Annotated in this window: 22 protein-coding genes; 7 read left to right on the top strand and 15 right to left on the bottom strand. The window is 74.3% G+C overall.

What is annotated here, in order from left to right; genetic code table 11:
- Nucleotides 1-8 precede the first annotated feature (8 nt).
- The 4 genes from EPD83_RS13570 to EPD83_RS13555 form a co-directional block, all read right to left on the bottom strand.
- Nucleotides 9-1,046, bottom strand: coding sequence for a metallophosphoesterase (locus EPD83_RS13570; protein ID WP_128367100.1), 1,038 nt, complete (start codon nt 1,044-1,046; stop codon nt 9-11).
- A 74-nt stretch (nt 1,047-1,120) separates the two neighbouring features.
- Nucleotides 1,121-2,719, bottom strand: coding sequence for an ABC-F family ATP-binding cassette domain-containing protein (locus tag EPD83_RS13565; RefSeq protein WP_128367099.1), 1,599 nt, complete (start codon nt 2,717-2,719; stop codon nt 1,121-1,123).
- A gap of 90 nt (nt 2,720-2,809) precedes the next feature.
- Nucleotides 2,810-3,877: a nitroreductase family protein gene (locus EPD83_RS13560; protein ID WP_165566709.1), complete on the bottom strand. Its 1,068-nt coding sequence runs from the start codon at nt 3,875-3,877 to the stop codon at nt 2,810-2,812.
- Nucleotide 3,878: 1 nt separating this feature from the next.
- A complete protein-coding gene (locus EPD83_RS13555) occupies nt 3,879-5,507 on the bottom strand; it encodes a phenylacetate--CoA ligase family protein (protein WP_165566708.1) in 1,629 nt (542 codons plus the stop codon).
- A 179-nt stretch (nt 5,508-5,686) separates the two neighbouring features.
- Here EPD83_RS13555 and ypfJ point away from each other — a divergent pair, with 179 nt between their 5' ends.
- From ypfJ to EPD83_RS13535, 4 genes are all read left to right on the top strand, one after another.
- Nucleotides 5,687-6,604, top strand: a complete 918-nt coding sequence (gene ypfJ / locus EPD83_RS13550) for a KPN_02809 family neutral zinc metallopeptidase (RefSeq protein WP_128367219.1) — start codon at nt 5,687-5,689, stop codon at nt 6,602-6,604.
- A gap of 64 nt (nt 6,605-6,668) precedes the next feature.
- Nucleotides 6,669-7,067, top strand: coding sequence for a PPOX class F420-dependent oxidoreductase (locus EPD83_RS13545; RefSeq protein ID WP_128367220.1), 399 nt, complete (start codon nt 6,669-6,671; stop codon nt 7,065-7,067).
- 22 nt (nt 7,068-7,089) lie between these two features.
- Nucleotides 7,090-7,443, top strand: a complete 354-nt coding sequence (locus EPD83_RS13540; RefSeq protein WP_128367221.1) for a VOC family protein — start codon at nt 7,090-7,092, stop codon at nt 7,441-7,443.
- 408 nt (nt 7,444-7,851) lie between these two features.
- Nucleotides 7,852-8,124 (top strand): hypothetical protein, encoded by a 273-nt coding sequence (locus EPD83_RS13535; RefSeq protein ID WP_128367222.1) that lies wholly within the window; start codon nt 7,852-7,854, stop codon nt 8,122-8,124.
- A gap of 7 nt (nt 8,125-8,131) precedes the next feature.
- On the opposite strand, the gene EPD83_RS13530 is transcribed toward EPD83_RS13535, so the two are convergent.
- From EPD83_RS13530 to EPD83_RS13480, 11 genes are read right to left on the bottom strand one after another with little or no spacing between them, the layout of a single operon-like run.
- A complete protein-coding gene (locus EPD83_RS13530; RefSeq protein WP_128367223.1) occupies nt 8,132-8,653 on the bottom strand; it encodes an acVLRF1 family peptidyl-tRNA hydrolase in 522 nt (173 codons plus the stop codon).
- 10 nt (nt 8,654-8,663) lie between these two features.
- Nucleotides 8,664-8,996: a metal-sulfur cluster assembly factor gene (locus EPD83_RS13525; protein ID WP_128367224.1), complete on the bottom strand. Its 333-nt coding sequence runs from the start codon at nt 8,994-8,996 to the stop codon at nt 8,664-8,666.
- Entirely contained in the window at nt 8,993-9,439 is a 447-nt protein-coding gene (sufU, locus tag EPD83_RS13520) for a Fe-S cluster assembly sulfur transfer protein SufU (RefSeq protein WP_128367225.1), read from the bottom strand. Before sufU ends, EPD83_RS13525 begins: the two co-directional genes overlap by 4 nt.
- The gene (locus EPD83_RS13515) at nt 9,439-10,734 is read right to left on the bottom strand and encodes a SufS family cysteine desulfurase (protein ID WP_165566707.1); all 1,296 of its coding nucleotides are present in this window, start codon (nt 10,732-10,734) and stop codon (nt 9,439-9,441) included. The genes sufU and EPD83_RS13515 overlap by 1 nt, the downstream gene beginning before the upstream one ends.
- A 2-nt stretch (nt 10,735-10,736) precedes the next feature.
- Complete coding sequence (gene sufC / locus EPD83_RS13510; RefSeq protein ID WP_165566712.1) at nt 10,737-11,501, bottom strand: Fe-S cluster assembly ATPase SufC; 765 nt, start codon at nt 11,499-11,501, stop codon at nt 10,737-10,739.
- Nucleotides 11,502-11,507: 6 nt separating this feature from the next.
- Entirely contained in the window at nt 11,508-11,888 is a 381-nt protein-coding gene (locus EPD83_RS13505) for a non-heme iron oxygenase ferredoxin subunit (RefSeq protein WP_165566706.1), read from the bottom strand.
- Nucleotides 11,885-13,066 (bottom strand): Fe-S cluster assembly protein SufD, encoded by a 1,182-nt coding sequence (gene sufD, locus EPD83_RS13500; protein ID WP_128367886.1) that lies wholly within the window; start codon nt 13,064-13,066, stop codon nt 11,885-11,887. Before sufD ends, EPD83_RS13505 begins: the two co-directional genes overlap by 4 nt.
- Before the next feature lie 55 nt (nt 13,067-13,121).
- Nucleotides 13,122-14,543 (bottom strand): Fe-S cluster assembly protein SufB, encoded by a 1,422-nt coding sequence (sufB, locus tag EPD83_RS13495; RefSeq protein ID WP_128367885.1) that lies wholly within the window; start codon nt 14,541-14,543, stop codon nt 13,122-13,124.
- Nucleotides 14,540-15,235 carry a helix-turn-helix transcriptional regulator gene (locus tag EPD83_RS13490; protein ID WP_128367884.1) on the bottom strand — a complete coding sequence of 232 codons (696 nt, stop codon included), beginning with the start codon at nt 15,233-15,235 and terminating at the stop codon, nt 14,540-14,542. Before EPD83_RS13490 ends, sufB begins: the two co-directional genes overlap by 4 nt.
- A gap of 48 nt (nt 15,236-15,283) precedes the next feature.
- The gene (pssA, locus tag EPD83_RS13485; RefSeq protein WP_128367441.1) at nt 15,284-16,249 is read right to left on the bottom strand and encodes a CDP-diacylglycerol--serine O-phosphatidyltransferase; all 966 of its coding nucleotides are present in this window, start codon (nt 16,247-16,249) and stop codon (nt 15,284-15,286) included.
- The gene (locus EPD83_RS13480; RefSeq protein WP_128367442.1) at nt 16,246-16,905 is read right to left on the bottom strand and encodes a phosphatidylserine decarboxylase; all 660 of its coding nucleotides are present in this window, start codon (nt 16,903-16,905) and stop codon (nt 16,246-16,248) included. Before EPD83_RS13480 ends, pssA begins: the two co-directional genes overlap by 4 nt.
- A 25-nt stretch (nt 16,906-16,930) precedes the next feature.
- On the opposite strand from EPD83_RS13480, the gene EPD83_RS20735 reads away from it, so the two are divergent.
- The 3 genes from EPD83_RS20735 to EPD83_RS13470 form a co-directional block, all read left to right on the top strand.
- On the top strand, nt 16,931-17,641 hold the full coding sequence (locus tag EPD83_RS20735; protein WP_235950596.1) for an ABC transporter ATP-binding protein: 711 nt from the start codon (nt 16,931-16,933) through the stop codon (nt 17,639-17,641).
- A complete protein-coding gene (locus EPD83_RS20730) occupies nt 17,638-18,381 on the top strand; it encodes an ABC transporter permease (protein WP_235950594.1) in 744 nt (247 codons plus the stop codon). The genes EPD83_RS20735 and EPD83_RS20730 overlap by 4 nt, the downstream gene beginning before the upstream one ends.
- Nucleotides 18,382-18,433: 52 nt before the next feature.
- A partial coding sequence (locus EPD83_RS13470; protein WP_205859528.1) for a COX15/CtaA family protein occupies nt 18,434-19,129 on the top strand: 696 nt, incomplete at its 3' end.

The following is a 19,129-nucleotide window of genomic DNA, read 5'->3' as shown; positions in this document are numbered from 1 at the left end:
ACGCGGCCTCAGCGGGCAATGGTCACCGTGTCGGTGAAGCCGCTGCCCGGGGCCGGGTCGAACCGGACGACGAGGTCCTGCGGCCGGACGGTGACGTCGAGCGAGCCGAAGGCCGGGTCCTCGCCCGCGCCGCTGAAGGCCGCGAAGTACGGGCGGCCGGCCACCAGCGGGTGGACCTCGCGCAGCGGCCTCCCGCCGGTGCCGACCGTGACGAAGGTCGTGCCGTCGGGGGCGAGGCAGCCGGCGTCGAACTGGGCCGGCGGGACGCTCGGGCAGGCCGGGCCGAGGGCGAGCGACCGGGTCCGCGCGTACATGTGCTCGTGGCCGGAGAGGACGAGCGGCACCTCGAGGCCGACGAGGAGGTCGTTGAGGTCGGTGCCGGACTCGCAGAGGTACACCCCGACCGACAGGCACGGCTTGTGCATGCCGACGACGACCCACGGGATCCCCTCGGCCCGGGCGGCCCGGATCGTCCGGCGGGTCCAGGCGTAGTGCGGCGTGCCACGGTCGTAGGACCAGACGCCGTCGCCGAAGTCGAGGTCCGGGGAGATCATGACGACCCGCACGAGGGGGTCCCGCGCGGGGAGGTCGGCGTACCACTGCCGCCCGTAGTCGCCGCGCACACCGGCCGGACGGGTGGGCAGGCACGCGGTGAACGCCCGGATCGCACCGTCCGGTCCGTCATCCTCGTGGTTCCCCGCAACGATGCCGACGGGGTGGTCGCGGCCCAGGCGCGAGGTCACCTGGTCGCACCAGGCGCCCTCGCTGCCGGGACCGTCGTAGGAGAGGTCGCCCACGACGAGCGTCGCGTCGTCGTCCCGGGCGGCGATGTCGTCCAGGACGGCGTCGGCGTCGGCCGACACCCCCATGTCCCCGAACACCGACAGGCGCAGGGTCCGGCCGTCAGCCCCCGGGTCGGGGGACGCGGACGTGGAGGGGCGCACGCTCGACGAGGGCTCCGGCGGGTCCGCCCCGGCCGCGCAGGCCGCCGGCAGCAGCGCGCTGACCAGCGCGAACGCGGCGAGGCCGAGCCGGCGGGATGACATCGACCCAGTATGCGCGTGGCCCGCGGGGCATCGGCCCGGAGCACCGGACCGGGCGCCGGGCCGCCGAGGGAGGCTCAGGCCAGGGTCACGAGCTCGCGGTAGTCGGAGCCCCAGAGGTCCTCGACCCCGTCGGGGAGCAGGAGGATGCGTTCGGGCTCAAGCGCGTCGACGGCGCCCTCGTCGTGGGTGACGAGGACGACGGCCCCCTCGTAGGTGCGCAGGGCGCCGAGGATCTCCTGCCGTGAGGCGGGGTCGAGGTTGTTCGTCGGCTCGTCGAGCAGCAGCACGTTGGCCGAGGAGACGACGAGCAGCGCCAGCGACAACCGGGTCTTCTCGCCGCCGGAGAGGACGCCGGCCGGCTTGTGGACGTCGTCGCCGGAGAACAGGAACGACCCGAGGACCTTGCGGACATCGGTCTCGCCGAGGTCCGGCGCCGCGGACTTCATGTTCTCCAGGACGGTGCGGGCGACGTCGAGGTTCTCGTGCTCCTGCGCGTAGTAGCCGAGCTTGAGGCCGTGCCCGGGCTCGACCTGCCCGGTGTCGGGGTCGTCGACGCCGGCGAGCAGTCGCAGCAGCGTCGTCTTGCCCGCCCCGTTGAGACCGAGGACGACGACCCGCGAGCCGCGGTCGATGGCGAGGTCGACGTCGGTGAAGACCTCGGCCGAGCCGTAGGAGCGGGACAGGCCCGAGGCGCGCAGCGGGGTGCGTCCGCACGGCGAGGGCTTGGGGAAGCGCAGGTGCGCGACCTTGTCCTGCACGCGCTCGGACTCCAGGCCGCCGAGGAGCCGCTCGGCGCGCCGCTGCATGTTCTGCGCGGCCACCGTCTTCGTCGCCTTGGCGCGCATCTTGTCGGCCTGGGCCATGAGCGCGGACGCCTTCTTCTCGGCGTTGGCGCGCTCACGCCGGCGGCGGCGCTCGTCGGTCTCGCGCTGCTGGAGGTAGGCCTTCCAGCCGAGGTTGTACTGGTCCAGCTCGGCCCGGTTGGCGTCGAGGTGGAAGACCTTGTTGACGACGACGCCGAGCAGGTCGACGTCGTGGCTGATGACGACGAGCCCGCCGCGGTACCCCTTGAGGTGCTCGCGCAGCCAGACGACGGAGTCGGCGTCGAGGTGGTTGGTCGGCTCGTCGAGCAGGAGGGTCTCGGCGCCGGAGAAGAGGATGCGGGTCAGCTCGACCCGGCGACGCTGGCCACCGGAGAGGGTGCCGATCTCCTGCTCGAGCAGCCGCTCCTCCAGCCCGAGCGCGGCGGCGATCTGGGCCGCCTCGGACTCGGCCGCGTAGCCGCCGGCGGCGGTGAACTCGGCGTCCAGCCGGGAGTACCGGCGCATGGCGCGCTCCTGCCGCTCCCCGGTCTCGGCGCCCATCGCGGTCTCCGCGGCGCGCAGGTCCCGGACGATGGCGTCGAGGCCGCGGGCGGACAGCACCCGGTCGCGGGCGCTCACGTGGAGGTCGCCGGTGCGCGGGTCCTGCGGCAGGTAGCCGACGTCGCCGCTGCGGGTGATCGTGCCCGCCGCGGGCTGGGTGACCCCGGCGAGGGTCTTGGTGAGCGTCGTCTTGCCCGCCCCGTTGCGTCCGACGAGCCCGATCCGGTCCCCCGGCGCCACCCGGAAGGTCGCGCCGTCGAGGAGCAGGCGGGAGCCCGCACGCAGCTCGACGGAGGCAGCGGTGATCACGGTGGGGTCCTTCGGTGGAGGGAGTAGGCGGCCGCACCCGGCGGTCCGGGCAGGCCGCCGTCCAGTCTAGGTTCCCCGCCCCCTCTCCTCCTAAAGGGTTCGCACGACGTCGACGAGGTCGACGCGGTTGCTGCCGGCCGCCGGGGCCGTGGGCCGGCCGACCCGGAACAGCGCGACCGGGGTGGCCCGGCCGTCGGCCACGCCGGCCAGGGCGGCGACCTGCGGGCGGGTCTCGGGGCGGTCGATGGCGACGGAGATCGGGTGGTAGCCGTGACCGGCGGCGCAGACGGTCACCCACGCGCGCAGGAGCCGGCGCCCGGCGGCGACGAGGTCCGCCGGGTCGTCGGAGTCGGCGGTGAGGACGGCGACGGCCGGGGCGTCGTGGAGCAGCCGGACCTCGCGCGAGCCGTAAGCCCGGGCCAGCGGGCCGAGGACCCGGCCGAGCCGGAAGGCCGCCCGCAGCGCCAGCCACTCGTACCCCGCGAGGCCGAGCTGGCGTGGGGTCATCCCGTCCGGGGCGTCGGAGTCGGCCCGGACCCAGGCCCGCAGGTCGGCGACGAAGCGGCGGTCGGCCCACGAGGCGGTCGAGGCCTCGTGCACGACCCGGGACGCGGCGGGCGTGGGGACGAGGACGCAGCCCAGGGCCTCGAGGGCGGCTACGAGGGTCGCGGGCAGGGGGTCGGGCCGGTAGGTCGCGCGGTCCGTGCGCCGGCCCCCGACCTCCGGCACGAGCGGGTCCCCGTCCCCAGCGGCCGCGTCGGGGACGAGCACGAGGTCGGCCACGTGGAGGTCGGCGCCGTCGCGCTCCAGGACGAGGGTGATGTCGGCGCGCAGACCGAGACCGGCGGCGCAGAGCGCGAGCGTCTCGCAGAAGGTTCCCATGCACAGGTACGCGTCCCGGTCCTCGGGGTCGGCCGGCAGGTACTCGTGGTGGTCGTAGTGGAGGGCGTAGGCCCACCCGTCCCCGACGCGCCGCGGGTGGACGCGCCAGGGCTGGGCGTTGTGCGCGCTCGGGGCCCGCAGCGCGCCGGCCAGCGCGCGGCGGTGGTCCTCCGGCAGCGTCGCGACGAGGGCTGCGGCGGCCGCGCGCCGGTCGTCGGCGTGGGCCCGGCGGGCGCGGTCGCTCCCGCGGTCGGTGGTGGGTCGCGTGACGGTCATCTCAGCTCTCCTCGTCGGTGGTGTGGGTGACGTAGCGGCGCTTGATCCGGCCCGCGTTGGCGGCGAAGACCCCGGTGCCGGGCGGGACGGGACGGACGTCGAAGGCCAGCGCCCGCCGGTCCTCCTCGGCCGCCGCGGCCCAGTCGCGGTTGTGGGCGACGAGCCAGCCGGCCAGGGCCGCGCGGACGGTGTCGGCCGTTGCCGCGGAGGGGTCGGTGGTCTCGACGTGGACGACCGGAACGGTGGCGCCGTCGTCGGTGTCGGCGAGGCCGAGGCAGAACGCCCCGAGCCCGAGTCCCGGCTCGTCGGTGGCGAGCAGGCCGAGCGCGGTGTCGACGTCCTCCGGGTAGAGGTTGGCGCCCATGTGGCTGACCGTGCTGTCGGCCCGGCCGGAGACGAACAGCAGCGGCAGCCGCGGCTGGTCGCGGGTCGGCAGGACGACGCCGTGCTCGCGGGCCAGGCGGCGCACCGCCTCGTGCTCGAGCGTGCCCCCGGCGTCGTGGACGGCGTACCGCACCCGCGGCGACAGCAGCCGGCGGGTCACGGTGACGACGAGCTCGTCGCCGTCGGTGCCCGTCACGGTCTCGACGTGGTAGGTCGACGGGTCGTAGCAGAAGACCATCGGCAGCCGGTGGGCCCGGCCGAACAGCGCCTCGGCGAACGCCGGGTTCCCGGCGGCGGCCCGGCGCAGGGCGACGGTGAGCTCGCACTCCCCCGCGACGCCGATGTCGAGGTCGGACGCGCCGTACGCGGAGAACACGCGGTGGAAGGTGCGCTCGAGCCGCGTCCGCAGCACCTCGGTCATGCCCTCACCCCCGACGAACCCCCACAGCTCGAGGCCGGACAGGTCGACGCCGCGGTCGGCGGCCGTGCGCACGAGGGTGTCGAGGAAGGGCGGGTAGCCGCAGACGACGTAGCAGACGTCCGGGCCGACGAGGTCGATGGCGGCCAGCGCCGTGTCGGCGTCGGGACCGCAGGCCTTGAGGACCCCGAGGTGGCGCAGCGCCCCGGACACCGACTGGCCGGTGGCCCAGGCACCCATCGAGAAGCAGTTGAGGACGACGACCCGGCGGTGGCGGCGCGGCGCGAGCTGCAGGGCCGCCTGGACCGCGAGGCTGCGCTCGACCTCGTCCAGCTCCTGCCGGGAGCGGACCCACTGGTAGGGGCGTCCGGAGGAGCCTGAGGACTCGTCGACCTCGACGCCCCGCTCGGGCAGCCGGCCGTCGAGACAGCGACGCTCGAGCGGATGGGCGTCGATGTACCCGCGCTTGTCCAGCACCGGCAGCGCGTCGAGGTAGGCGCTGAGCCGCCCGGCACCCAGCGCGGCCCGCCAGGGCCGGACACCGGCCGTCGCGGCCCAGTAGGCGGGGACCCGGCGACGGGCACGCGCGGCGGTGAGGACGGCGGCGACGAGGCCGGCCCGCTGCGCGGCGCGGCCCCCGTGGCGGCCGAGGAACAGCAGACCGGCCGGGCGGCGGCCGAGGGTCAGGGCGGCCCCGCGCACCACGGCCAGGGCGAGCAGGCCGGCAAGCAGCGAGGCCCCGACGCGGACGGCGCCGACGACCGGTGGCATCACGACGGCGGGGGCGGGGGTGGACGTCGGGCGGGGGTGACGGACGGCGGTCTCCATGGGCTCCAGCGTCCGGGGGGCGAGCACCCCGCCGGATCCGCAGCGGTACTCATCCCCGGTGGGCACCGCTACTCAGGCGCGCCGGCCGGTCACCGGCACCCTGGGCGGGTCCCGCGCACCCCTAGGCTGTGGCCCGGCACCCCGGGACCGGCCGGGCACGACGACGACGGAGGGTCGGGATGAGCTTCAACGACAACGTCACCCTCGACACCTCGCAGGTGCGCTCGGGGGGAGGCGGCGGCGGGCCGGGCGGCATGGTCGTCGGCGGCGGCATCGGCGGGCTCATCCTCCTCGTCCTCGCGATGGTCTTCGGCATCGACCCGTCCTCGATCCCGACCGGCGGCGGCCAGCTGGACCCCGGCCAGGTGCAGTCCGGTGGCCAGCAGGACCCGAACGCGTTCTCGGAGTGCCGGACCGGAGCCGACGCCAACCGGAACGTCGAGTGCCGCGTCATCGGGACGGTGAACTCGGTGCAGGCGTTCTGGGACGGCGAGCTGTCCCGCTCGAAGTACCGCTGGGAGCAGACCCCGACGGTCCTCTACAGCGGGCAGACGCAGTCCGCCTGCGGCACGGCGAGCAACCAGGTCGGCCCGTTCTACTGCCCGCTGGACAAGACGGTGTACATCGACGCCAGCTTCTTCGACCTGCTCACCTCCCGGTTCGGCGCCGACGACGGCGCGCTGGCGCAGGAGTACGTCGTCGCGCACGAGTACGGCCACGCGCTGCAGGACCAGCTGGGGCTGCTCGGCCGGGCCCAGCAGGACCCGCAGGGCGCCGAGTCCGGTGCCGTCCGCATCGAGCTCATGGCCGACTGCCTCGCCGGCGTGTGGGCGCAGCACGCCTCGCAGGTGCCGGACGAGGACACCGGCACGCCGTTCCTGGAGCCGCTCACCCGGCAGGACATCGACTCCGCCCTCTCGGCGGCCTCGGCCGTCGGCGACGACCGGATCCAGGAGGCCGCCACCGGCCGGGTCAACCCCGAGTCCTGGACGCACGGGTCGTCCAAGGCCCGCCAGCAGTGGTTCATGCGCGGGTTTGACTCCGGTGACCTCGACCGCTGCGACACCTTCGCCGTCGACTCCGTCTACCGGGGCTGAGGCCGGACCGGGTCCGGTCGGTCCTCGCGCCCACCGGCGGTCCCGGCGGTGACAGGGTGGGGCCATGGACGACCTCGGCACGTGGCACCGGGTGGGGGACGCGCGCTTCGTGTCCCTCACCACCTTCCGGCGGTCCGGCGAGCCGGTGCCCACCCCGGTGTGGGTCGTCCGCGACGGTGACGACCTCTGGGTGACCACCCCGGCCCGCAGCGGCAAGGTGCGACGGCTGCGCGAGGACTCCCGGGTCGAGCTGCGCCCGTGCTCCCGGCGCGGCGCCGTCGCCGAGGACGCGCCGACGGTCGGCGGGCACGCGCAGGTGCTCGTCGCCCCGGACGCGGTCGCCGCCGCCCAGCGCCTGCTCGCCCGCAAGTACCGCCTGGAGTTCCGCGTCGTGCGGCTGGTCGAGCGGGTCGTGCGCCGCGGCAACCCGGAGCGCGCGGCCCTGCGGATCACCCCGGCCTGAGCACCACCCGAGAGGAGCCACCGTGCGCGTCGTCCGGGTCACCGTCGACCTCACCGTCCCCGACCTCGACGAGGCCGCCGGGTTCTACACCGGCTTCCTCGGGCTGGAGGACGAGGACCTCGGCCTGGACTGGGTGGCCCGCTTCGTCGCGCCGGGGTCCGGGGACCACGTGCAGCTGATGACGACGGACGCCTCGGCCCCGGAGAACCCGCAGGTCACCCTCAAGGTCGACGACGTCGACGCCTTCCACGCCGAGGCCGTCCGTCGCGGCTACGAGATCGTCCACCCCCTCACCGACGAGCCGTGGGGCATCCGCCGGTTCTTGGTCCGCGCACCCGACGGGACGGTCGTCAACATCGCCCGCCACCGCGAGTGACGGGGAGGGCCCGTGGACGACACCTGGACCGGGGTCGCCGACGAGGACGTCGTCCCGCCGACCACCTTCCGACGCTCCGGGGACCGGTCTCGACCCCGGTGTGGGTGGCGGTCGACGCGGACGGCGCGGTGCTCGTCACGACGCCGTCCGGCCGCGGAAGGTCACGCGGCTGCGGCCCGGCCCCTGCGAGACCTCTCCGACCAACGCGGATCCTGGCCGGCCATGCGGATCTCGCCGGCACCCCCGGCTATCGCGCCTCGGTTCGGCGAGATGTGCAGGGGTCGGCGAGAGCGACAGGGGTCGGAGAGGTCTCGCAGGGACGGGCGGGGGTGCAGGAGCCGACGAGGACCGCGAGGACCGGCCGGGTCCAGGACGTCCGCGCGTAGGGTGACACGAGAGGAGGACGACATGGGGCCAGGGGACACCCGGCTGCGCCGCGTGGTCGCGGGGTTCTGCCTGCTCGTCGTGCTGGTCTCGGGCCTCTGGCACGCCGTGGCCCGCGACGACCCCGCGACGGGCGTCACCGCCGTGGGCTTCGTCGTCGTCGTGTGGCTGCTGGGCGGGCCCGTCCTGCGCTGGCTGCGGCGCGGAGACGGCCCGTACGACACGGGCAGCGACGCCGACCGGTCCCGCGCGGACCGCGTCCGGATGCGCTACCCCGGCGACAACCGCGGCGGCTGAGCGCCGCTCACTCCTCGACCGTAACCCGCACGGCGCGACCACGCTCGGCCGCGCGCTCCAGGACGGACAGGCGCGGGTCCGGCAGGTCGTGCAGGCCGCGGCGGGGCAGGTCGCGCAGCTCCGCCAGCCGGTCGTCGTCGAGGACGGCCTCCCCCAGCGCACGGTCGCCGCCGAGGACGAGACCGGCGGCCCCGCCACCCCGCAGGAGCCGGGCCGCGTGGTCGGCCACGGCGCCCACGAGCTCGTCGGCCTGGTTGCCCCGGCGCCGGGCGAAGCGCTGCTGGCTCCACCCGCCCGCCGCCGTGCGCGACTGCACGTAGCGCGTGCCGGTCTTGTGGGCGGTCAGCGAGCCGCCGTGCCAGAGGCCGACGGCGTAGCCGCCGCGCCGGACGAGGACGAGGGCCAGCGGGTCGTGGTCGAACCGCTCGACACCGGCCACGCGCTGCGGGCCGTCCACGTTGTTCGCGTCGAAGCGCGCCCGCCAGCGGTCGTACCGCTCGGGCGCGACCTCGACGACGCGCTGGCCCACGGGGGCCGGCTCAGATGTTGAAGCCCAGCGCCCGCAGCTGCTCGCGGCCGTCGTCGGTGATCTTGTCCGGACCCCACGGCGGCATCCAGACCCAGTTGATCCGGTGCCCGGACACGAGCCCCTCGAGCGAGGCCGCGGTCTGGTCCTCGATGACGTCGGTGAGCGGACACGCCGCCGAGGTGAGGGTCATGTCGATGACGGCGTGGTTCTGCGGGTCGACGGTGATGCCGTAGATGAGGCCGAGGTCGACGACGTTGATCCCGAGCTCGGGGTCGACGACGTCGCGCAGCGCCTCCTCCACGTCGGCGACGTTGGTGGGCGTGGACTTACTGGTCTCGGTCACTGCTTCGCTCCTTCGGCCTGGTAGAGGGCATCGGTGAACGCGGCCCAGGACAGCAGCGCGCACTTGACGCGGGCGGGGTACTTCGCGACGCCGGCCAGGGCGACCCCGTCGCCGATGACGTCCTCGTCGCCGGGGTCCTCGCCCTTGCTCGTGAGCATGGCCCGCATGGCGTCGTAGGTCGCCCGGGCGTGCGCGACGGTGCCGCCGGTGACCTCCTCGGCGAGGATCGAGGCCGAGGCGACGCTGATGGAGCAGCCCATCGAGTCGTAGGACACGTCCTCGACGACGGCGTCGTCGCCCTCGCCGGTGACGTGGACGCGCAGCGTCACCTCGTCGCCGCACGTGGGGTTGACCTGGTGGCTCTCGGCGTCGAACGGGTCACGAAGCCCCGCGCGCACCGGGTTCTTGTAGTGGTCGAGGATGAGCTCCTGGTAGAGGTCCATCAGGCCGGCACCTCCAGGCCGAACGTCGCGGGCACCCGGTCCAGCGCCTCGAGCAGCGCGTCGACCTCGCCCGGGGTGGTGTAGGCGGCGAACGACGCCCGGGTACTCGCCGGGACCCGCAGCGCCCGGTGCAGCGGCCACGCGCAGTGGTGGCCGACCCGCACCTCGACGCCGCGGTCGTCGAGCACCTGGCCGACGTCGTGGGCGTGGACGCCGTCGACGGCGAACGCCACCGCCCCCCCGCGGTCGCGGAGGTCGGCAGGGCCGAGGACGGAGACCCAGGAGCGCTCCGCAAGGCCGCGCAGCAGCCGCTCGGTGAGCGCCTGCTCGTGCGCGTGGACCCGCTCCATCCCGAGGCCGGTGAGGTAGTCGCAGGCCGCGGCCAGCCCGACGGCCTGGGCGGCCACGGGGACGCCGGCCTCGAACTTCTGCGGCACCGGGGCGTACGTGGAGCCCTCCATCGTCACGGTCTCGATCATCGAGCCGCCGGTGAGGAAGACCGGCATCTCGTCGAGCAGCTCCGGACGGCCCCAGAGCACGCCGACCCCGAGCGGGCCGAAGAGCTTGTGCCCGGAGTAGGCCAGGAGGTCGACGCCGAGGTCGGCGACGTCCACCGGGAGGTGCGGCACCGACTGGCAGGCGTCGAGCACGGCCAGTGCGCCCACGGCGTGCGCCTTCTCCGCGAGCTCGCGCACCGGGTTGACGGTGCCGAGGACGTTCGAGACGTGGGTGAAGGCGAACACCTTCGTGCGCTCGGTGAGCAGCTCGTCGAGCGAGGAGAGGTCGAGCCGGCCGTCGGAGGTGACGGGCACCCAGTGCAGGGTGGCGCCGGTGCGCCGGCAGGCCTCCTGCCACGGCACGAGGTTGGCGTGGTGCTCCATCTCGGTGACGAGCACCTCGTCGCCGGGGCGCAGCGTGAACCGGTCGCCCCGGCCGCCCCCACCGCCGTGCGTGCCGTTGGTGAAGGCGTACGCGACGAGGTTGAGCGCCTCGGTGGCGTTGCGGGTGAAGACGACCTCGGCGGCCCGGGCCCCGATGAACGCGGCGATGGTCTCGCGCGCGGTCTCGTAGGCGTCCGTGCCCTCCTCGGACAGCTGGTGGGCGCCGCGGTGCACGGCGGCGTTGGTGCGGGTGTAGAAGTCCCGCTCGGCGTCGAGGACGGGGACCGGCTTGTGCGAGGTGGCCCCGGAGTCCAGGTAGACGAGCGGGTGGCCCCCGCGCACCGTGCGCGACAGGATCGGGAAGTCGGCCCGCAGGCGAGCCAGCTCCTCGTCGGTGAAGGGGGCGGCCGTCATGCTCAGGCCTCGACCGCGCTCGGCTGGAAGCGGTCGTAGCCCTCGGCCTCGAGCCGCTCGGCGAGCTCGGGTCCGCCCTGCTCGGCGATCCGGCCGTCGACGAAGACGTGGACGAAGTCGGGCTGCACGTACCGCAGGATGCGGGTGTAGTGCGTGATGAGGAGCACGCCGGCCCCGGTCCGGTCCTTGGCCCGGTTGACGCCCTCGGACACCACGCGCAGGGCGTCGACGTCGAGCCCGGAGTCGGTCTCGTCGAGGATCGCCATCTTCGGCTCGAGCAGCTCCATCTGGAGGATCTCGTGGCGCTTCTTCTCACCGCCGGAGAAGCCCTCGTTGACGTTGCGGTCGGCGAAGGCGGCGTCCATCCGCAGGTCGCCCATGGCGCCCTTGACGTCCTTGACCCAGGTCCGCAGCTTGGGGGCCTCGCCGGACACCGCGGTCTTCGCGGTGCGCAGGAAGTTGGACACGGTGACGCCGGGGACCTCGACGGGGTACTGCATGGCGAGGAACAGGCCGGCGCGGGCGCGCTCGTCGACGCTCATGGCGAGGACGTCCTCGCCGTCCAGCGTGACGCTGCCGGAGGTGACGGTGTACTTCGGGTGGCCCGCGATCGAGTACGCGAGGGTGGACTTGCCGGACCCGTTCGGGCCCATGATGGCGTGCGTCTGGCCGCTCTCGATCGTCAGGGTGACGCCGCGCAGGATCTCCTTGGCGCCGTCCTCGGTCTCGACGGTGACGTGGAGGTCGGTGATCTCCAGGGTGGACATGCTCACTCAGCTCTCGTTGTCGGTGGTGGTCGGGAGGTCCGCGGCGCCCTCGGCGCTGGCGAGGGCGACGAAGACCTCGTCGTCCTGCACGCGGACGGAGTGGACGGCGATCGGCTGCGTGGCCGGCAGGCCCGTGGGCTCGCCGGTGCGCAGGTCGAAGCGCGACCCGTGCAGCCAGCACTCCAGGGTGCAACCGTCGAGCTCGCCCTCGGAGAGCGAGACGTTGGCGTGGCTGCACGTGTCGTCGACGCAGTGCACGTCGCCGTCCTCGGTGCGTACGAGCGCCACGCGGCGGCCGTGGATGTCGGCGGCCGCGGCGCCGGCGGCGGGCAGCTCGTCGACGCGGCAGACCCGCACGAAGCCCTGCTCGGTCAGCTGCTCGCTCATCGGGCGGCCCCGGCGGCGAGCTCGCGCTCGATGGCCTCCATGAGGTGCTCCTGCACCTCGGGGACGCCGATCCGCGCGACGACGCCGGCGAAGAACCCACGGACGACGAGGCGCCGGGCCTCGTCCTCGGGGATGCCGCGCGCCATGAGGTAGAAGAGCTGCTCGTCGTCGAACCGGCCGGTGGCCGAGGCGTGCCCGGCCCCCTCGATCTCGCCGGTCTCGATCTCGAGGTTCGGCACCGAGTCGGCGCGGGCGCCGTCGGTGAGGACGAGGTTGCGGTTCAGCTCGTAGGTGTCGGTGCCCTCGGCGCTGGCGCGGATGAGGACGTCGCCGACCCACACGGTGCGGGCGGTCTCGCCCTGGAGCGCGCCCTTGTACTCGACGTTGCTGCGGCAGTGCGGCGCCTCGTGGTCGACGAACAGGCGGTGCTCGAGGTGCTGTCCGGCGTCGGCGAAGTACACCCCGAGCGCCTCGAACGAGCCGCCCGGCCCGGCGTAGGACGCGTTGGTGTTGAGGCGGACGACCCCGCCGCCGAGGGTCACGGCGATGTGCCGCACCCGGGCGTCCCGGCCGACGACGACGTCGTGCTGGCCGAGGTGGTGCGAACGGTCGTCCCACTCCTGGACGGTGACGACCGTGACGTCGCTGCCGTCGCCCGCGAGGACGGTGAGCACCTCGGAGTAGTCGGCGACGCCGGCGTGCTCGAGGACCACCGTGGCCCTGGAGAAGCGGCCGACGCGGACCATGAGGTGGCCGTGGACGAGGTCCTGCTCGCCGCCGGTGAGGCGCACCCGGACCGGCTCGGTGAGCTCGGTCTCGGCCGGCACGTCGAGGACGCCCACGCCGCCGCTGTGCGCGGCGGCGACGGCGGCCGCCCGGTCCTGCGGGGCGGGGACGCCGAGGGCGCGCCAGTCCTCGACCGGCAGGCCCTCGAGGGTCACGCCCTCGGGCAGCGACTCTGCCCAGTCCAGGCAGGCGCCGGTGGCCTCGTCACGGAAGAACGCCCCGAGCCGGTCGACCGGGCTGAAGCGCCAGTCCTCCTCGCGGCCGTGCGGCACGGGGAAGTCGGCGACCACGAAGGACGCGGTGCGCTCGGCGCGCGACTGGTCCGGGACCATCGTCGCGGCGCTGTGGGTGTGCGCGCCCTCCGACGGGCGCTGAGGGGTCAGCAGGCTCATGCAGGGTCCTCGCGAGGCGTGGTCGGGAACGACGGACGGGCGACGGCGGGCACCGTCATCCGACGGCGCCTTCCATCTGCAGCTCGATGAGGCGGTTGAGCTCGAGGGCGTACTCCATCGGGAGCTCCTTGGCGATCGGCTCGACGAAGCCGCGCACGATCATGGCCATGGCCTCCTCCTCGGTCATCCCGCGGGACATGAGGTAGAAGAGCTGGTCCTCGGAGACCTTGGAGACGGTCGCCTCGTGCCCCATCTGCACGTCGTCCTCGCGGATGTCGACGTAGGGGTAGGTGTCCGAGCGGCTGATGGTGTCGACGAGCAGCGCGTCGCAGACGACCGAGCTGCGCGAGCCGTGCGCGCCCTCCATGACCTGGACCAGGCCGCGGTAGGACGTGCGGCCGCCACCACGGGCGACGGACTTCGAGACGATCGAGCTCGAGGTGTTCGGCGCGGCGTGGACCATCTTGCTGCCCGCGTCCTGGTGCTGGCCCTCGCCGGCGAAGGCGATGGACAGCGTCTCGCCCCGGGCGTGCTCGCCCAGGAGGAAGACGGCCGGGTACTTCATCGTCACCTTGGAGCCGATGTTGCCGTCGATCCACTCCATCGTCGCGCCCTCGGCGCAGGTGGCCCGCTTCGTCACGAGGTTGTAGACGTTGTTCGACCAGTTCTGGATGGTCGTGTAGCGCACCCGGGCGTTCTTCTTCACGACGATCTCGACGACGGCGCTGTGCAGGCTGTCGGACTTGTAGATCGGGGCGGTGCAGCCCTCGACGTAGTGCACCGACGAGCCCTCGTCGGCGATGATCAACGTCCGCTCGAACTGGCCCATGTTCTCGGTGTTGATCCGGAAGTAGGCCTGGAGCGGGATGTCGACGTGGACGCCCGGCGGGACGTAGATGAACGAGCCGCCCGACCACACGGCGGTGTTGAGCGCGGCGAACTTGTTGTCGCCGGCCGGGATGACCGACGTGAAGTACTCGCGGAAGAGGTCCTCGTGCTCGCGCAGGCCGGTGTCGGTGTCGACGAAGATGACACCCTTCTCCTCCAGGTCCTCGCGGATCTGGTGGTAGACGACCTCGGACTCGTACTGGGCGGCGACGCCCGCGACGAGGCGCTGCTTCTCGGCCTCGGGGATGCCGAGGCGGTCGTAGGTGTTCTTGATGTCCTCGGGCAGGTCCTCCCAGGAGGTCGCCTGCTGCTCCGTGGACTTCACGAAGTACTTGATGTTCTGGAAGTCGATGCCCGTGAGGTCGCTGCCCCAGGTCGGCATGGGCTTCTTGTCGAACAGGTGCAGGGACTTCACCCGCAGCTCGCGCATCCAGGCGGGCTCGCCCTTGCGGTCGGAGATGTCGGTGACGACCTCCTCGGACAGCCCACGACGGGCCGACTCGCCGGCGGTGTCGCTGTCGGCCCAGCCGAACGCGTACTTGCCGAGGTCCTTCAGACCCGGGTTGAGCTCTTCGATGCTGCTCGTCATCGCGGTGGCCTCTCGGTGGTCGGGGTCGGGACGAACGTGGTACAGACGTGGTCGCCGTGGGCGAGGGTCGCCAGGCGCTGGACGTGGACACCGAGCAGGCGGCTGAACGCCTCGGTCTCGGCCTCGCACAGCTCGGGGAACTCGCTCGCGACGTGCTGGACCGGGCAGTGACCCTGGCACAGCTGCACTCCGGTCAGCGCGGTGGGACCCCCAGGTGTTCCCACCGGGCGGGCCGAGGCGGCGTAGCCCTCGGTGGTGAGGGCGTTGACGAGGGCGTCGGTGCGGGACTGCGGGTCCTCGCCGGCGGCGTCGAGGCGCTCGGAGATGCGCTCCTCGAGGCCGGCCATCCGCTCCTCGGCGAAGGCCTGGACGGCGTGCTCACCGCCGGTGCGGCGCAGGAAGCGCAGCGCCTCTCCGGCGAGGTCGTCGTAGTCGGTGGCGAGCGTGCGATGGCCGGAGGAGGAGAGCACCCAGGTCTTGGCGGGACGGCCGCGGCGCCGCGGGCCCCCGGCCTCGCGGGCCTCGACGAGGCCGTCGGCGTGCAGGGCGCCCACGTGGCGCCGCACGGCGGTCTCGGTGAGGCCGAGACTGTCGACGAGGGCGGGGATGCTCACCGGCCCCTCCTGGCTCACGACACGCAGCACCCGGTCGCGCGTGCGCGACTCGTCGGTGGGGGCGTCGGCATTTAGCACACACCTATGTTAGGTAAATGCCGTGCCGGTGACCAACGAAGGGTCGCCTTACCCGTCGAGGGTGTCCCCGCTGGAGCTCGGGGCGCGGGCCCCGTGGTCCGTCCCGCCGGGGCCGTCGAGGCCGTCGTCCTCGTCGATCGGCAGCAGGACCGAGGGCATCCGGCTGCGCGGCGGGGCGACCGAATCGGCCCCGAACAGCCGTTCCCGCAACGGCGCCGTCAGCACCCCGAGCGGGGCGGTGAGGACGTAGCCGTAGGCGACGAGCAGGCCCGTGACGCCCGGTGCCAGGACGAGACCGAGGACGACGGCGGCGGCGACGACCGCGGTGCCCGCCCGGGCCCGCAACGTGCGCGGAGACAGGAGGTTGCGGAAGGAGCGGAACCGGATCGTCATGACCATGAGCAGGGCCGGGACGACGCTGACGAGCAGCGGGAACCAGGCCCGCCACGGGCCGCTGCCCGGGCCCCACATCGGGGAGTCCAGCGCGAAGATCGTCGCGATGACGACGCTCGCCGCGCCGGGCGAGGGCAGCCCGACGAAGTAGCGCTTGTCGGCCGTGGGGTCGATCGTCACGTTGAAGCGGGCGAGCCGGAAGGCGGCGCAGGCGAGCCAGAAGAACGCGGCGAGCCAGGCCAGGACCGGCCACTCGTCGAGCGCCCAGGTGTGGACGAGCACCGCGGGGGCGACGCCGAAGGAGATGAGGTCGGCGAGGGAGTCCAGCTGGAGGCCGAACGGCGAGGTGGCGCCGACGAGGCGGGCGACGGCGCCGTCGGCGATGTCCATGACGATCGACACGGCGATGAGGACGGCGGCGACGGTGAAGTGTCCGCGGAAGGCCAGGAGCACCGAGGAGAAGCCGGCGATCATGTTGAAGGTCGTGAACATGCTCGGCAGCAGCAGCCGGGCGCGCTCGCGCTTCGGCAGCTGCCGCAGGGAGACGACCTCGGCACCGCTGGGCGAGACGAGCCGCCAGCGGTCGAACATCCGGCGGCGCCCGCCCTGGTCCTCGGTCATGCGGCCACCGGCCAGCGGGCCAGGACGGTCTCCCCGGCGACGACGCGGGCCCCCGCGGCGACGAGCAGGTCGCAGTCGGTGGGGACGAAGACGTCCATGCGTGAGCCGAACTTCATGAGCCCGATGCGCTGACCGGTGGCGACCTCGTCGCCGGCGACGACGCGGGTGACGACGCGGCGGGCCATGAGCCCGACGACCTGGCGGAAGTGCACGGTCCGGACGACGCCGCCCACCTCGCGCTCGACGGTGATGTCGCTGCGCTCGTTGAGGTGGGCGCTCTCGTGCCGGTAGGCGGCGAGCCAGCGCCCCGGGCGGCGGACGACCTCGGTGACCCGGCCGCCGTAGGGGGCGCGGTTCATGTGGACGTCGAAGGCCGACAGGAAGATGCTCACCTGCTGCCACTCCCCCGCCGGCGCGACGCCCTCCTGGCCGGGCCCGGCGTACATGACCTTGCCGTCGGCGGGAGCGAGGACGACGTCGTCGTCGACGGTGTCGCGGTCGGGCGCACGGTCGGGGTCGCGGAAGAACGCGGCGACCGCGACGGGCAGCACACCGAGGGCCAGCGCCAGTCGCGGACGCCGCGCGAGCAGCGCGAGCACGGCGGGGACGGCGGCGACGCCGGTCGCCGGGCCGGCCTCCCGGTCGATGCGTGACATGCGCCCAACCCTAGGATGAACGGTCATGGCGGAGGCGGTCTCGGTGCACGACCTGCGCGTCGCGTACGGCGCCACCGTCGCCGTCGACGGCGCGTCCTGGTCGGCGTCCGCCGGTGGGGTCACCGCGGTCCTCGGGCCGAACGGCGCGGGCAAGACGACGACGGTCGAGTGCCTCGAGGGGCTGCGCCGCCCGGCGGCGGGGACGGTGCGGGTGCTCGGGACCGACCCGTGGCGGGCGTCCGCGGCGCACCGGGCCCGGGTGGGCGTGATGCTCCAGGACGGTGGGCTGCCGACGACGGCGCGGCCCCTGCCCCTCCTGCACCACCTCGCCTCCCTCTACGCGGGGCGGCCGCGGGTCGAGGACCTCGGGCGACGGCTGGACCTCGGGGCGTTCGCCGGCACCACGGTCCGGCGGATGTCCGGCGGCCAGCGCCAGCGGGTCGCCCTCGCGGCGGCGCTGCTCGCGTGGCCGGACGTCGTGTTCCTCGACGAGCCGACCGCCGGGCTCGACCCGCACGGCCGGCTCGAGGTGTGGGACCTGGTCCGCGAGGAGGCCGGGCGCGGGGCCGCCGTCGTCCTCACGACGCACTCCTTCGAGGAGGCCGAGCGGATCGCCGACCGCGTCGTCGTGCTCGCCGCGGGACGGGTCGTGGCCGACGGCACGCTGGCCGAGGTCCGCGGCGAGGGGTCGCTGGAGTCCGCCTACTTCGCGCTCACCCGGCAGGGGCGCCCGTGAGCGCCGGCGCCCCGCCGGGGCGCCGGGTCGCGGCCCAGGCCCGCTTCGAGACCCGCTCGCTCCTCACCAACGGCGAGCAGCTGCTCGTGTCCGTCGTCCTGCCCGCCCTGGCCCTGCTCGGGCTGGCGCTGACGTCGGTGCCGTCGCTGGGGCCGGGCCGGCGGGTCGACGTCGCGACGGCGGGGGTGCTGGCGCTGGCCGTCGTGTCCACGGCGTTCACCGGGCAGGCCATCGCGACGGGGTTCGACCGTCGGTCGGGAGTGCTGCGCCTGCTGGGGACGACGCCCCTGGGGCGGGGCGGGCTGCTGCTGGGCAAGGCCGTGGCCGTGCTGGCGGTGCTCGCCGTGCAGGTCCTCGTGCTCGCCGCCCTCGGGCTGGCGCTGGGGTGGCGTCCGCCGGGGTCCGGGCTGCTGCCGGGGCTCGTCGGGCTGCTGCTCGGCGCGGGTACGTTCGTCGCCCTCGCGCTGCTCCTGGCCGGGACGCTGCGGGCCGAGGCCGTGCTCGCCGTCGCCAACCTCGTCTGGGTGCTGCTCCTCGGGCTCGGGGTGCTCGTGCCCACCGAGCGGCTCCCGTCGGCCCTCGCGGTCGTGGCGCGGGGGCTGCCGTCCGGGGCGCTCGGGGACGCGCTGCGCGCCTCGCTCGTCGACGGAGCGTGGCCGTGGGCGCAGTGGGGGGTGCTCGCCCTGTGGGGGCTGCTCGCCGGGGCCGCCGCCGTCCGCTGGTTCCGCTGGTCCGGCTGACGGCGTCCGGGGCGACGGCCCGCGTCCGGGGACGCCACGTACGATGCTGAGCGTGTCCGAGACCCCCGCCCGCTCGTCGATCTCGACGACCGCGGTGCGGCGCTGGGCGTGGGCGACCCTCGTCGCCAACACCGTCATCGTCCTCACCGGCGGCCTCGTCCGGCTCACCGCCTCCGGGCTCGGGTGCCCGACCTGGCCGCAGTGCACGCCGGGGTCGTTCGTGCCGCACCGCGAGCTCGGGATGCACGGCGCGATCGAGTTCGGCAACCGGCTGCTCACCTACGTCCTCATCGCCGTCGTGCTCGGCACGGTCGTCGCGGTGTGGCGGTGGGGCGGCACGTCCCGGTCACTGCGGACCCACGCCGTCGTCATCGCCCTCGGCATCCCGCTGCAGGGGGTCGTCGGAGGCGTCACCGTGCTCACCGACCTCAACCCCTGGGTCGTCTCCTTCCACCTGATCCTGTCGATGGTGCTCATCGCGCTGTCGGCGTGGCTGCTGTTCCGGGTGTCCGGCGACCGGCGGGTCGGGGCCTCAACGACGGTGCGCCGGCTCGTGGCGCTCCTCGGGGTGCTCGTCGCGGTCGCCGTGTACCTCGGCACCGTCGTCACGGGCAGCGGGCCCCACGCCGGCGACCTCGACGTGCCGCGCAACGGCCTGGACCCGCAGCTGTGGAGCCACGTGCACGCCGCCTCCGTCTACGCCCTCGTCGCCGTGACGGCGGCCGTGCTGTGGCTCGCGCGGCGGACG

The sequence above is a fragment of the Phycicoccus flavus genome (genome assembly GCF_004025965.2).
GTDB lineage: Bacteria > Actinomycetota > Actinomycetes > Actinomycetales > Dermatophilaceae > Phycicoccus > Phycicoccus flavus.
This window is presented reverse-complemented; position numbering and strand designations above follow the sequence as displayed.